The organism is Pseudomonas sp. SID14000 (assembly GCF_002165135.1).
GTDB lineage: Bacteria > Pseudomonadota > Gammaproteobacteria > Pseudomonadales > Pseudomonadaceae > Aquipseudomonas.
On record NZ_NFZQ01000023.1, the window covers coordinates 27,612 to 41,068 of the forward strand.

At 65.5% G+C, this 13,457-nt stretch carries 15 protein-coding genes and 1 riboswitch; of the genes, 11 read left to right on the plus strand and 4 right to left on the minus strand.

The annotated features are described in order from the left end of the window. Positions 1-2: 2 nt before the first annotated feature. The 10 genes from ribD to CAY82_RS24130 all read left to right on the plus strand — a co-directional run bounded on the left by ribD (position 3) and on the right by CAY82_RS24130 (position 7,575). A complete protein-coding gene (ribD, locus tag CAY82_RS24085) occupies positions 3-1,133 on the plus strand; it encodes a bifunctional diaminohydroxyphosphoribosylaminopyrimidine deaminase/5-amino-6-(5-phosphoribosylamino)uracil reductase RibD (protein ID WP_087503355.1) in 1,131 nt (376 codons plus the stop codon). 40 nt (positions 1,134-1,173) lie between these two features. Next, positions 1,174-1,839 (plus strand): riboflavin synthase, encoded by a 666-nt coding sequence (locus CAY82_RS24090; RefSeq protein ID WP_003255399.1) that lies wholly within the window; start codon positions 1,174-1,176, stop codon positions 1,837-1,839. An 18-nt stretch (positions 1,840-1,857) separates the two neighbouring features. Further along, the gene (gene ribBA, locus CAY82_RS24095; protein WP_087503356.1) at positions 1,858-2,949 is read left to right on the plus strand and encodes a bifunctional 3,4-dihydroxy-2-butanone-4-phosphate synthase/GTP cyclohydrolase II; all 1,092 of its coding nucleotides are present in this window, start codon (positions 1,858-1,860) and stop codon (positions 2,947-2,949) included. A 92-nt stretch (positions 2,950-3,041) separates the two neighbouring features. Further along, entirely contained in the window at positions 3,042-3,518 is a 477-nt protein-coding gene (gene ribE, locus CAY82_RS24100; RefSeq protein ID WP_003255395.1) for a 6,7-dimethyl-8-ribityllumazine synthase, read from the plus strand. Beyond that, positions 3,515-4,015 carry a transcription antitermination factor NusB gene (nusB, locus tag CAY82_RS24105; protein WP_013970674.1) on the plus strand — a complete coding sequence of 167 codons (501 nt, stop codon included), beginning with the start codon at positions 3,515-3,517 and terminating at the stop codon, positions 4,013-4,015. The genes ribE and nusB overlap by 4 nt, the downstream gene beginning before the upstream one ends. 18 nt (positions 4,016-4,033) lie before the next feature. Further along, positions 4,034-5,002 carry a thiamine-phosphate kinase gene (gene thiL, locus CAY82_RS24110; RefSeq protein WP_087503357.1) on the plus strand — a complete coding sequence of 323 codons (969 nt, stop codon included), beginning with the start codon at positions 4,034-4,036 and terminating at the stop codon, positions 5,000-5,002. Continuing rightward, positions 4,999-5,502 (plus strand): phosphatidylglycerophosphatase A, encoded by a 504-nt coding sequence (locus CAY82_RS24115; protein WP_004376077.1) that lies wholly within the window; start codon positions 4,999-5,001, stop codon positions 5,500-5,502. Before thiL ends, CAY82_RS24115 begins: the two co-directional genes overlap by 4 nt. A 227-nt stretch (positions 5,503-5,729) precedes the next feature. Beyond that, on the plus strand, positions 5,730-6,347 hold the full coding sequence (gene ribA / locus CAY82_RS24120; protein ID WP_003260612.1) for a GTP cyclohydrolase II: 618 nt from the start codon (positions 5,730-5,732) through the stop codon (positions 6,345-6,347). Then, a complete protein-coding gene (locus tag CAY82_RS24125) occupies positions 6,344-6,763 on the plus strand; it encodes an MFS transporter (RefSeq protein WP_087503358.1) in 420 nt (139 codons plus the stop codon). Before ribA ends, CAY82_RS24125 begins: the two co-directional genes overlap by 4 nt. After that, the gene (locus CAY82_RS24130; RefSeq protein ID WP_087503359.1) at positions 6,763-7,575 is read left to right on the plus strand and encodes a cobalamin-binding protein; all 813 of its coding nucleotides are present in this window, start codon (positions 6,763-6,765) and stop codon (positions 7,573-7,575) included. The genes CAY82_RS24125 and CAY82_RS24130 overlap by 1 nt, the downstream gene beginning before the upstream one ends. 132 nt (positions 7,576-7,707) lie before the next feature. Here the strand turns inward: CAY82_RS24130 and dxs are convergent, their stop codons facing one another. From dxs to ribB, 4 genes are all read right to left on the minus strand, one after another. Beyond that, a complete protein-coding gene (gene dxs, locus CAY82_RS24135) occupies positions 7,708-9,603 on the minus strand; it encodes a 1-deoxy-D-xylulose-5-phosphate synthase (protein ID WP_087503360.1) in 1,896 nt (631 codons plus the stop codon). Between the two features lie 188 nt (positions 9,604-9,791). Then, entirely contained in the window at positions 9,792-10,679 is an 888-nt protein-coding gene (gene ispA, locus CAY82_RS24140; protein ID WP_087503361.1) for a (2E,6E)-farnesyl diphosphate synthase, read from the minus strand. Further along, positions 10,676-10,918 (minus strand): exodeoxyribonuclease VII small subunit, encoded by a 243-nt coding sequence (locus tag CAY82_RS24145; protein ID WP_003255380.1) that lies wholly within the window; start codon positions 10,916-10,918, stop codon positions 10,676-10,678. Before CAY82_RS24145 ends, ispA begins: the two co-directional genes overlap by 4 nt. Positions 10,919-11,125: 207 nt before the next feature. Continuing rightward, the gene (gene ribB / locus CAY82_RS24150; protein ID WP_087503362.1) at positions 11,126-11,776 is read right to left on the minus strand and encodes a 3,4-dihydroxy-2-butanone-4-phosphate synthase; all 651 of its coding nucleotides are present in this window, start codon (positions 11,774-11,776) and stop codon (positions 11,126-11,128) included. An 80-nt stretch (positions 11,777-11,856) separates the two neighbouring features. Continuing rightward, positions 11,857-11,998, minus strand: a riboswitch (FMN riboswitch). A gap of 91 nt (positions 11,999-12,089) precedes the next feature. On the opposite strand from ribB, the gene CAY82_RS24155 reads away from it, so the two are divergent. Next, positions 12,090-13,295 carry an RtcB family protein gene (locus tag CAY82_RS24155; protein WP_087503363.1) on the plus strand — a complete coding sequence of 402 codons (1,206 nt, stop codon included), beginning with the start codon at positions 12,090-12,092 and terminating at the stop codon, positions 13,293-13,295. The last annotated feature ends 162 nt before the right edge of the window (positions 13,296-13,457 follow it).

Below are 13,457 nucleotides of genomic sequence, written 5' to 3' on the forward strand. Positions count from 1 at the left end.
ACATGCCCAGCCAAGCTGCCATCCTCGACGCCCACTACATGGCCCGCGCGCTGGAGTTGGCGCGCAAGGGCCTGTACACCACCCACCCGAACCCGCGCGTAGGCTGCGTGATCGTGCGCGATGGCGAGGTGGTGGGCGAAGGCTGGCATGTGCGCGCCGGCGAGCCGCATGCCGAAGTGCATGCCCTGCGCCAGGCCGGTGAGCGTGCCCGTGGCGCCTGTGCCTATGTCACCCTCGAGCCGTGCAGCCACCATGGCCGCACGCCGCCGTGCGCCGAAGCACTGGTCAAGGCTGGCGTGGTGCGGGTGGTGGCCGCCATGCAGGACCCCAACCCGCAAGTGGCGGGGCAGGGCCTGCGGCGTCTGGCCGAGGCCGGTATCGAAGTGGCCAGCGGCGTGCTCGAGGCCGAGGCCCGTGCACTCAACCCCGGTTTCCTCAAACGCATGGAACATGGCCTGCCGTTCGTTCGCGCCAAGCTGGCCATGAGCCTGGATGGCCGCACCGCCATGGCCAGTGGCGAAAGCCAGTGGATCACCGGCCCGGCCGCCCGCTCGGCGGTGCAGCGCCTGCGCGCCCGTTCCAGTGTGGTGCTGACCAGCGCCGCCAGCGTGTTGGTCGATAACGCGCGGATGACCGTGCGCGGCACCGAGCTGGGCCTGGATGCCGAGACCACTGCCCTGGCACTCAGCCGCACACCACTGCGCGTGCTGGTCGATGGCCGCCTTCGCCTGCCGCTGGATGCACCGTTCTTCCAGGTCGGCCCCGCTCTGGTGGTGACCGCTGTCGCAGATGACCCGCGCTATGCCGCTGCCGGCCACGAACTCCTTGCCCTGCCGAGTGACAATGGCCAGGTAGACCTGCCGGCGCTGCTGAAGGCCCTGGCGGCCCGTGGCGTCAACGAAATCCTGCTGGAAGCCGGTGCCGGCCTGGTCGGCGCCTTTGCCCGGCAAGGCCTGATCGACGAGTACCAGTTGTTCGTCGCCGGCACCTTCCTCGGCTCCCAGGCCCGCCCGCTGCTGGACTGGCCACTGGACAAGATGAGCGAAGCACCGCGGCTGAAAATTACCGAAATGCGCGCAGTGGGCGATGACTGGCGGGTCACGGCCATCCCCCTGCCGGCGCCCGGCGTATAATGCCAGGCTTGCCCCGCGCAAACCGTTTGAGGAAGACCCCATGTTCACCGGCATCATCGAATCCATCGGCACCATCCGCAGCCTGACCCCCAAGGGTGGCGACGTGCGCGTCTACGTCGAAACCGGCAAGCTCGACCTGGGTGACGTCAAGCTCGGCGACAGCATCGCCGTCAACGGCGTGTGCCTGACCGCCGTCGAACTGCCGGGTGACGGCTTCTGGGCCGACGTCAGCGTCGAAACCCTGAAGCGCACCGCCTTCATCGACCTCAAGAGCGGCAGCAAGGTCAACCTGGAAAAAGCCCTGACCCCCACCACCCGGCTGGGCGGGCACCTGGTCAGTGGCCACGTCGACGGGGTCGGCGAAATCATCTCGCGCAGCGATAACGCCCGCGCCATCCAGTTCCGCGTGCGTGCACCGAAGGAACTGGCCAAGTACATCGCCCACAAGGGTTCGATCACCGTCGACGGCACCAGCCTGACGGTCAACGAGGTCAATGGTGCCGAGTTCGAGCTCACCATTGTCCCGCACACCCTGTCCGAAACCATCATGGCCGACTACCGCGCAGGGCGTCGGGTGAACCTTGAGGTCGACCTGCTGGCCCGTTACCTGGAGCGCTTGCTGCTGGGTGACAAGGCCGCCGAACCGAGCAAGGGCAGTGGCATTACCGAAAGCTTCCTGGCCGCCAACGGCTTCTTGAAATCCTGATTGAGAAGGGGGTGCCGCGTGGCGCTCAACAGCATCGAAGAACTGGTCGAAGACATCCGCCAGGGCAAAATGGTCATCCTCATGGATGACGAAGACCGCGAAAACGAAGGCGACATCATCATGGCAGCCGAGTGCTGCCTGCCCGAGCACATCAACTTCATGGCCAAGCACGCGCGTGGCCTGATCTGCATGCCGATGACCCGCGAGCGTTGCGAAACGCTGAAGCTGCCGTTGATGGCGCCGCGCAACGGCTCGGGCTTCGGCACCAAGTTCACCGTGTCGATCGAAGCCGCCGAAGGTGTCACCACCGGCATCTCCGCCGCTGACCGCGCGCGCACCGTGCAGGCGGCCGCCGCCAAGGACGCCAAGGCCGAAGACATCGTCAGCCCTGGCCACATCTTCCCGCTGATGGCCCAGCCTGGTGGTACACTGGCCCGTGCCGGCCACACCGAAGCCGCCTGCGACCTGGCGCGCATGGCCGGTTTCGAGCCGAGCGGCGTGATCTGCGAAGTGATGAACGACGACGGCACCATGTCGCGCCGTGCCGAGCTGGAAGTGTTCGCCGCCGAGCACGGCCTGAAGATCGGCACCATTGCCGACCTGATCCACTACCGCATGATCCACGAGCGCACCGTGCAGCGCGTCTCCGAGCAACCGATCGAAAGCGAGCTGGGCGAGTTCAACCTGGTCACGTATCGCGATGCGGTGGAAGGCGACGTGCACATGGCCCTGACCCTGGGCAAGATCTGCGCCGAAGAGCCAACCTTGGTGCGCGTGCATAACATGGACCCGCTGCGCGACCTGCTGCTGGTCAAGCAACCGGGCCGCTGGAGCCTGCGCGCTGCCATGGCCGCCGTGGCCGAGGCCGGCAGCGGCGTGGTATTGCTGCTGGGGCACCCGCTGGACGGCGACGTGCTGCTGGCGCACATCCGCGAAAGCGCCGGCGATGCACCAGTCAAGGCGCCGACTACCTACAGCACCGTGGGTGCCGGCTCGCAGATACTGCGTGACCTCGGTGTGCGCAAGATGCGCCTGATGAGTTCGCCGATGAAGTTCAACGCGATATCCGGATTCGATCTGGAAGTTGTAGAATACGTGCCCTCCGAGTGACTTGAGGCGGCAGTGACGCCCTTCAGCTCGAGTCGATACCCCTGCCGAGGCCGCCAGCATGCGGCCTCGCTATTGAAGATGAGAATATCGGAATGACCCTGAAGACCATCGAAGGTACCTTCATCGCCCCCAAAGGTCGCTATGCTTTGGTGGTTGGCCGCTTCAACAGCTTCGTCGTTGAAAGCCTGGTAAGCGGTGCCGTTGACGCCCTGGTACGCCACGGTGTCAGCGAAAGCGACATCACCATCATCCGTGCCCCGGGTGCATTCGAAATCCCGCTGGTGGCACAGAAGGTCGCCCAGCAAGGCGCCTACGACGCGATCATCGCCCTGGGCGCCGTGATCCGTGGCGGTACCCCGCACTTCGAATACGTGGCGGGCGAATGCACCAAGGGCCTGGCCCAGGTGTCCATGGAGTTCGGTGTCCCGGTGGCCTTCGGCGTGCTGACCGTCGACTCCATCGAACAGGCTATCGAGCGTTCCGGCACCAAGGCCGGCAACAAAGGTGCTGAAGCTGCCCTGTCCGCTCTGGAAATGGTCAGCCTGCTGGCGCAGTTGGAGGCCAAGTGATTAGCGACGAAAGCGATCGTTTCAACCCGCGCGATCCAAAACCTGCGGATGCCGGCAAGCCCTCGAAGAGTGCCAAGCGGCGCGAAGCCCGCAAGCTCGCGACCCAGGCGCTGTACCAGTGGCACATGGCGCAGCATTCGCTGAACGAGATCGAAGCGCAGTTCCGGGTCGATAACGATTTCTCCGATGTCGACGGCGCTTATTTCCGCGAGATCCTGCATGGGGTCCCGGCGATCAAGAGCGAAATCGACAGCGCCCTCAAGCCATGCCTGGACCTGGCACTGGAAGAACTCGACCCGGTCGAGCTGGCCGTGCTGCGTCTGTCCACCTGGGAGTTCATCAAGCGTGTCGACGTACCGTACCGCGTGGTGATCAACGAAGGTGTCGAGCTGGCCAAGGTCTTCGGTGCCACCGACGGCCACAAGTTCGTCAACGGCGTGCTGGACAAGCTGGCCCCGAACCTGCGTGAAGCAGAAGTCAAGGCGAACAAGCGCTGACCCTGGCGCTTGCGGACCATGGGTGAGTTCGAGCTGATCAGCCATTACTTCGCCGCCGCGCCCTGTGCGCAAGGCGGTGAAGGCGTGGCCCTGGGCATCGGCGACGACTGCGCCCTGCTGAGCCTTCCCGCCGGCGAGCAACTGGCGGTGTCGACTGACACCCTGGTCGCCGGAGTGCATTTTCCGGCTGTGTGCGATCCGTGGTTGCTCGGGCAGCGTTCACTGGCCGTGGCGGCCAGCGACCTGGCGGCGATGGGCGCCACCCCCATCGGTTTCACCCTTGCCCTGACCTTGCCCGAGGTCAGCACCGAGTGGCTGCAAGCCTACGCCAGTGGCCTGAACCGCATGGCCGGCCACTGCCAGTTGCGTCTGATCGGTGGCGACACCACCCGTGGCCCCCTGAGCATCACCATGACCGTGTTCGGTCGGGTTCCGACGGGGCAGGCGTTGCGCCGAGACGGCGCTCGCCCGGGCGACCTGCTGTGCGTGGGTGGTGAGCTGGGTAACGCGGCAGGGGCCTTGCCGCTGGTGCTGGGCCAGCGGCAGGCCGCTACCGCGCTGGCGCAACCGTTGCTCGATCATTACTGGTCGCCGTCGCCGCAGTTCGCTCTGGGCCAACTGCTGCGCGGGCGTGCCACCTCTGCGCTGGATGTTTCCGATGGCCTGCTGGCCGACTGCGGGCATATCGCCAAGGCCTCCCGCGTGGCGCTTGAGGTGAACCTGGAGCAGGTACCGGTGTCATCCGCCCTGCAGGGCTTCCTCGGTGCCGAGGCAGCCGTACACGCGGCGCTTACTGGTGGCGACGACTATGTGCTGGCGTTCACCTTGCCGCCAGCCGAGCTTTCATCCCTGCAGGCACCAGGCCTGGCGGCGTTCCATGTCATCGGGCGGGTGCTCGAAGGGCAGGGCGTCAGCCTGCGCGACCGGCAGGGCCAGGACATCACCCCGCGGCAACGCGGCTATCAACATTTTAGGGAGACACCGTGACCGATCACCCCAACCAGGTGCCTGCGGAGTTCGTTCCGCCTTCGGTCTGGCGCAACCCGTGGCACTTCATCGCCTTCGGTTTCGGCTCCGGCACCTTGCCCAAGGCACCGGGTACCTGGGGCTCGCTGGTGGCCATACCATTCATCCCGCTGTGGCAGATGCTGCCCGACTGGGGTTACTGGCTGTTGCTGGGCGTGAGCATGCTGTTCGGCTTCTGGCTCTGCGGCAAGGTCGCCAATGACTTGCGCGTCCACGACCATGAAGGCATTGTCTGGGACGAGATCGTCGGCATGTGGATAACCCTCTGGCTGGTGCCGGAAGGCTGGCAGTGGCTGCTGGCGGGGTTCCTGATGTTCCGCTTCTTCGACATCCTCAAGCCGTGGCCGATCCGCTGGGTCGACCGTCATGTGCATGGGGGCGTCGGGATCATGCTCGACGATATCCTGGCCGGCGTCTTTGCCTGGCTGGGCATGCAGGTTCTGGTTTGGGCGGTTGCCTGATACAGGGGGCGCGTGAATGGCCTTGAGGACGATGCCGCTGGCAATGCTGGTGAGCCTTGCCCAGTGGACGGCAGCAGCCATATCCCTTCAGTGCGGGACCGGGCGATAGTCGCTGCTAAGCATCGAACTTTTCGATCTTAACCCTCGGTATTCAGCCAGCCCACAGCCCCCAACCTGCTGATACAATCGGCCCACGAGAAATTTCCTACTTATGCCAGGAGCACAACGTGCCCGTCGTCTTTGTTGCCGCCTCTAAACTCCCGACTCCCTTCGCGACCTTCACCATGCATGGCTTTCTCGACGAAGCCACTGGCCGTGAGCACGTGGTGCTCAGCCTGGGTGACATCGCGGACGGCCAGCCGGTGCTGGGGCGCCTGCACTCCGAGTGCCTGACCGGCGATGCCCTGTTCAGCCAGCGCTGCGACTGCGGCTCGCAGCTGGAAGCGGCGCTGCAGGCCATTGCCCGTGAAGGCCGTGGCGTGTTGCTGTACCTGCGCCAGGAAGGCCGTGGCATCGGCCTGCTGAACAAGATTCGCGCCTACGAGCTGCAGGATGGCGGCGCCGATACCGTCGAGGCCAACGAGCGCCTGGGCTTCGCCGCCGACCAGCGCGACTACGCCATGTGCCTGCCGATGCTGGAACACCTGGGGGTGAAGTCACTGCGCCTGATGACCAACAACCCGCGCAAGGTCAAAGCCCTGACCGACATGAACATCGTCGTCGCCGAGCGCGTGCCGCTGCACACCGGGCACAACCCGCACAACCGCTACTACCTGGCCACCAAGGCCGGCAAGCTGGGCCACATGCTGGGTAACGAGCACCAGGGCGAGGTGCCCCAGGCGTGACCCGTGCCGAGGTCAAGCGGCGCCTGGCGCTGGCCTGGTGGCAGTACCTGGCGGCGGGCCTGGTGCCGCTGCCAGTGATGGCCTGGGCCTTCGGTGGTGGTGATGCGCTGGCCTCGGTGCTGGCCATGCCACTGTTCATTGCTGGCGCGGCGACCATGTTCCTCAGCCTGCCGCGTTTCGGTGCCTACAAACGCGCCCTCATCGCTACCTCCAAGGTGCTTGGCACTGGCGAAGAGCCCGCCGCCTGGATCGAGCTGGCGCGGGTACGGCGCCTGGCCATGCTGTATGCCTGCTTCCCCGCCTGGGTCGCCGGCCTGTCGGTGCTGGTCGGCCTTGAGGTGGTGCCACAGATCCTGCTGGCATTGTCCACCGTGGTTGTACTGTACCTCTACCGCATTCCACGTCAGCTCGGCTGATGCGCCTGCTGCCCGGCCTGCTGGCGCTGTTCGCCTGCTCCGCACTGGCCGGTGAACCCCTGCGGGTTGTCAGCCTGGCCCCGTCGATGAGCGAGATCATGCTCGAACTGCAGGCCGACGATCTGCTGGTAGGTGTGCTCGACGGTGGCGAACGGCCGGCAGCGTTGCGCGAGCTGCCCTCGGTGGGGCACCAGGGGCAACTGGACCTGGAGCGCCTGGTCAGCCTGCGCCCAGACCTGTTGCTGCTATGGCCTGGCAGTGTGCCGCCGGCCCAACGCGACCAGCTCAAGCGCCTTGGCATCCCCACGTTCAGCGCCGAACCCCATGATCTCGACCAACTGATCAAGCAGATCGAAGCCATCGCCGAGCGTATCGGCCGTGCCGAACAAGGCCATCGGTATGCCCAGGCCCTGCGTGACCGATTGCGGCAGTTGCGCCAGCAGTATCGACGGGACGAGCCGTTGCAGGTGTTCTATCAGGTCTGGGACCGACCGCTGTATACGCTCGGTGGCCGGCAGGTGGTCAGCGATGCCCTGGCCGTGTGCGGGGCGCGTAATGTCTTCGCTGATCTCACCCAGCCAGCGCCGCAGGTAAATGTGGAATCTGTGCTGCTGCGCAACCCGCAGGTCATTCTGGCGGGTGATGAAGCGCAGCTGGCGAGCTGGAAGGCTTGGCCGCAACTGCGTGCGGTTGCCGATGATGGTCTACTGGTGGTGCCCGACAAAGGCCTGGAGCGGCCTAGCGGGCAGATGATCGAAGCTACGGCGCGCTTGTGCGCGCTGCTCGAGGCTAACGCGCCGGCGTCCAAGTGAGCTTTTGCGAGGGCTGCGCCCTCGATCGCGACGCAAGGCCGCTCCTACAGGGACTGCACAAGGCTTGGTGTTTGCACGACCTTTGTGGGAGCGGCCTTGTGTCGCGAAAGGGCCGCAAAGCGGCCCCAGGGATTACAACCCGAGCCTGGCCATCCGAGCCTTCACCGACGCCTCGATCCCGGCCGCATCCAGCCCACACTCAGCCAGCATCTGCGCAGGTTTGGCGTGCTCGACATAGATGTCCGGCAACCCCAGGTGCAGCAGCGGTTTCACGATCGCCTGGCTGGCCAGGAACTCACCAACAGCCGCACCCGCACCGCCCATGATGGCGTTCTCTTCGATGGTCACCAGCAGCTCATGGCTTGCAGCCAGCTCCAGCACCAGCGCCTCGTCCAGCGGCTTGACGAAGCGCATGTCGACCACGGTAGCGTTGATCTGCTCAGCCACCTGCATGGCCTCGGCCAGTTGCACGCCGAACACCAGCAGGGCGACTTTCTCGCCCTGGCGACGGACCACACCCTTGCCGATTTCCAGCGGTTCCAGATCACCACTGATCGGCGCGTTCGGGCCGGTGCCACGCGGGTAGCGCACAGCCGCCGGGCCGTTGTACAGGTGGCCGGTGCTGAGCATCTTGCGCAGCTCGTTCTCGTCGCTTGGGGTCATTACCAGCATGCCCGGGATGCAGCGCAGGTACGACAGGTCGTAGCTGCCCGCGTGGGTCGGGCCGTCTTCGCCAACCAGGCCGGCGCGGTCAATGGCGAACAGCACGTCGAGGTTCTGGACTGCCACGTCGTGGATCAGCTGGTCGTAGGCGCGCTGCAGGAAGGTGGAGTAGATCGCCACCACCGGCTTGCTGCCCTCGCAGGCCATGCCGGCCGCCAGGGTCACGGCATGCTGCTCGGCGATCGCCACGTCGAAGTAACGCTCCGGGTAGCGCTCGCTGAAAGCGACCAGGTCGGAGCCTTCCTTCATCGCCGGGGTAATGCCCACCAGGCGGTTGTCGGCGGCGGCCATGTCGCACAGCCATTGGCCGAACACCGAAGAGTATTTCGGGCCGCTGGCTTTCTTCGGGGCGGCGGGTTTGTCGACCGGCTCCAGCTTGGTGATGGCGTGGTAGCCGATCGGGTCGATCTCGGCCGGGGCGAAGCCCTTGCCCTTCTTGGTCACCACGTGCAGGAACTGCGGGCCCTTGAGGTCACGCATGTTGCGCAGGGTGGCGATCATGGTCGGCAGGTCGTGGCCGTCAATCGGGCCGATGTAGTTCCAGCCCAGTTCTTCGAACAGCGTGCCCGGCACCAGCATGCCTTTGGCGTATTCTTCGGTGCGGCGGGCGATTTCCCAGGCGCCCGGCAGGCGTGACAGGACCTTCTTGCTGCCTTCGCGCATGCTCGCGTAGGTACGGCTGGAAAGGATCTTGGCCAGGTAGTTGGACAGGCCGCCGACATTGCGCGAAATCGACATGTCATTGTCGTTAAGGATCACCAGCATGTCGGCGTTGACTTCCTGGGCGTGGTTCAACGCCTCGAAGGCCATGCCGGCCGTCAGCGCGCCGTCACCGATCACCGCGATCGACTTGCGTGCGCTGTTCTGCAGACGGGCGGCAATGGCCATGCCCAGTGCGGCGCTTATCGAGGTGCTGGAGTGGCCGACGCCGAAGGTGTCGTATTCGCTCTCGCTACGGCGCGGGAAGGCCGCGATGCCGTCCTTCTGGCGCAGGCTGAGCATGCGGTTACGGCGCCCGGTGAGAATCTTGTGCGGGTAGGCCTGGTGGCCCACGTCCCACACCAACCGGTCGTCCGGGGTATCGAAGACGTAGTGCAGGGCGATGGTCAGCTCAATGACGCCCAGGCCGGCACCAAAGTGCCCACCTGTCTGCCCCACGGTGTAGAGAAGCTCCTGGCGCAACTCGTCGGCCAGGGTCTCCAGGTCGGCTTCGGCCAGCCGGCGCAGGCCGGCAGGCGTGTCAGCGCGGTCGAGCAACGGCGTGACCGGGCGTTCGCGGGGGATCTCTTGAAACGTCGTGGGCATCAGGCGAGTCGTTATAGGTGTGTGAAGACGCGGCAGTTTACCCCATTGTAGGAAATACTGCCCATTCAGACGGATGTCGCATGGGGCTGCTATGCAGCCCTTCGCGGGGAAACCCGCTCCCACATGTGTAGCGCTGTCCTGTAGGAGCGGGCTTGCCCGCGAAGGGCCGCACAGCGGCCCCAATCAAATCAGTTGCGGCGTTCGACGATGTAACGCGCCAACGCTCGAAGCGGTTCGGCGTTATCGCCGAACCCTTGTAGTGCGACCAGCGCCTGGTCACGCAATTCGATCGCATAGGCCTTGGCCGCGTCCAGTCCCAGCAGCGCCGGGTAGGTTGGTTTGTCACGGGCGATATCAGCCCCTTGGCGTTTGCCCAGGGTGGCGGTGTCGCTCTCCACGTCGAGGATGTCGTCCTGCACCTGGAACGCCAGGCCAATGGCCTGCGCATAGGTCTGCAGGGCATCCAGTTGTGCCTGTTCGGCGCGGGCGCTTGCCAGAGCGCCGAGACGCACGCTGGCTTCGATCAGCGCACCGGTCTTGTGTCGGTGCATGAACTCCAGTGCCTGCTGGTCCAGCTTCAGGCCCACCGAGCCCAGGTCGATGGCCTGGCCACCGACCATGCCTGCCGGGCCGGCAGCCTTGGCCAGGGCCTGGACCATGGCCAGGCGAATGCTGTCGGCCTGCGGGCTCAGGCGCGGGTCGAGCAGGGCGCTGAAGGCCAGGCTCTGCAAACCGTCGCCGGCTAGGATCGCGCAGGCTTCGTCGAAGGCTTTATGGGTGGTCGGCTGGCCGCGGCGCAGGTCGTCGTCGTCCATGGCTGGCAGGTCGTCATGCACCAGCGAGTAGGCGTGGATCAGTTCCACCGCACAGGCCGCGCCATTGGCCTGTTCGGCCGGGGCACCCAAGGCTTCGCAGGCCGCGTAGGCCAGTAGCGGGCGGACGCGTTTGCCACCGTTCATCACGCTGTAGCGCATGGCGGCGTAAAGGCGTTCGAGTTCCTTGGTCGGGGCGACGAACAATGGTTCGAGGGCTGCGTCGACTCGCGCCTGGCAGCTGGCCTGGTAGGTGCCGATCATGCTTCCGGCTCCGCGTCGAAGGGCTGGGCAGCCAGTTCGCCATCGCGCTCCAGCAGGATCTGCACCTTCTGTTCGGCCTGAGCCAGGGCGCCCTGGCAATCACGGGTCAGAGCGATGCCTTGCTCGAAGGCGGCCAGCGACTCTTCCAGCGACAACTCGCCGTTCTCCAGGCGCTCGACCAGTGCTTGCAGGTCTGCGAGGGATTGCTCGAAATCGAGGGAGGCTTTTTTGCGGGCCATGGCGACTGTCTCGGTGGCATTCAGAACGGCGCGACACTAGCAGAGCGGGGCGGGGGGAGCAAACTTCCGGCAGCCTGAGGTTGGACTTGCCGGCCTCTTCGCGGGTAAACCCGCTCCCACAGGTACTGCACCGGTTCCGAGTCTGCGCGGTCCCTGTGGGAGCGGGTTTACCCGCGAATGGGCCGCAAAGCGGCCCCGTGCGGTGGGTCAGGCTGGCTCGGCTTCCCGCTCCAGCATGGCCTCACGGTACCGCGCCAGTTCCTCGATGGTCAGCACCGGCAGATTGTATTGCCGCGCATACACCGCCACCTGCTCGCCACGGGCCATCGTGCCATCGGGGTTCATCAGTTCGCACAGCACTGCCGCCGGGCGCAACCCGGCCAGGCGCGCCAGGTCCACCGAACCTTCGGTGTGCCCGCGGCGGGTCAGCACCCCGCCATTGCGTGCGCGTAGCGGGAACACATGCCCCGGGCTGACGATATGGCGCTGATCCGCAGTGGAGCGCAGTGCCGCGCCAATGGTGGTGATGCGGTCCTGGGCGGACACCCCGGTAGTGATGCCTTCCGCCGCCTCGATGGTGACGGTGAAGCCGGTGCCATGGCGCGCCTGGTTGTTCTGCACCATGGGGGCCAGTTGCAGTTCGTCGACGGTGGCCTCGTCCAGGCACAGGCAGACGATGCCGCTGCAATCGCGAATCATCATGGCCATGGTCTGCAGCGAGATGTTCTCGGCGGCGGCGATGATGTCCGCTTCGTCCTCGCGGTCGTCGTCGTCGAGCAGCAGCACAGGGCGCCCGGCCTGGAAGGCGGCGATGGCGGCGTTGACATTGGGGAATTGCGGGTGGTGCATGGTGGACATGAAACGCTCCTCGTGAATGATCGATGAACGTCTCGGGGCGAACAAAATGCGCGCGCAGGGGCGCCCGGATGGCCCCTGCCTGACGCCTTCTTTCATCCGGACTATGACCGTCGGCTCTGGAGTTGCACCAGATCTGCTGACCCCCGGCATGGCCGGGGCGCTCGCGGGCTCATCTTTCGATTTACCGCCGGTGGGGACTTTCACCCCGCCCTGAAGACCGGCCAAGCATACAGCACATTGCCACCCCACTGGCAACCCGCGGCCCTACGACCTTTGGCGGTATCATGCCGGTATGCATTCGAGGAACAGCCCCATGGACATTCTCCAGGTCGCCGGCGGCAAGCCGGTCAAGTTGTGGACCGACGGCGTACCGGTCGAAGACGACGCCCGCAAGCAACTGCTCAACACGGCCAGGATGCCGTTCATCTTCAAGCACCTGGCGGTGATGCCGGATGTGCACCTGGGCAAGGGCTCGACCATCGGCAGCGTCATCCCCACCGTTGGTGCGATCATCCCCGCCGCGGTGGGTGTGGACATCGGCTGCGGCATGATCGCCGCGCGCACGTCGCTGCACGCCCGCGACCTGCCCGACAACCTGCATGGCCTGCGCAATGCCATCGAGCACGCCGTGCCGCATGGCAAGACCTTCGGCAAACGTGACCAGGGCGCCTGGGCCGATGTGCCAGCCAAGGCGGACAAGGCCTGGGGGCAGCTGGCCGGGCGCTTCAAGGTCATCACCGACAAGTACCCGCGGCTGGAGAAGACCAATAACCGCCATCACCTGGGGACGCTGGGCGGCGGCAACCACTTCATCGAGGTGTGCCTGGACGAGGCCGATCGCGTCTGGTTCATGCTGCACAGCGGCTCCCGGGGCGTGGGCAATGCCATTGGCAACCTGTTCATCGAACTGGCCCAGGACGACATGCGCCAGCACCTGGCCAACCTGCCGGACAAGGACCTGGCGTATTTCGAGGAAGGCAGCCGCCATTTCGCCGACTACGTCGAAGCGGTGGAATGGGCGCAGGACTACGCCAGGCAGAACCGCGAGCTGATGATGCTGGCGGTGGTTGGTGCGGCGCGCAAGGCGCTGGGCAAACCGTTCGAGGCCAGCCTGGAAGCGGTGAACTGCCACCACAACTATGTGCAGCGCGAGCAGCATTTTGGCCGAGAGGTGCTGGTGACGCGCAAGGGCGCGGTGTCGGCGCAGAAGGGGCAGTTGGGCATCATTCCAGGTTCCATGGGGGCCAAGAGCTTCATCGTACGGGGGCTGGGCAACGAGGAATCTTTCTGTTCCTGCAGCCATGGTGCCGGCCGGCTCATGAGCCGGACCAAGGCCAAGAGTCGCTTCACCGTGGAGGACCAGCGGCGGGCCACGGCACATGTGGAATGCCGCAAGGACAAGGAGGTGATCGACGAGATCCCCATGGCCTACAAGGACATCGATGCGGTGATGCGCGCGCAGCAGGAGCTGGTGGAGGTGGTGCACACCTTGCGGCAGGTGGTGTGTGTGAAGGGCTGACGGGTGTGCTGCCTGTGCTGGCCCCTTCGCGGGTAAACCCGCTTGTATGGTTAGACTTGAAGGGGGGGTGGGACTAAATGCCCGATTCTGACTGTTCACAGCAGTACAGACCGTGGGAGACATCGCCCCACCCCTTCCACCAAAGCGCCGATAAAGAATGCA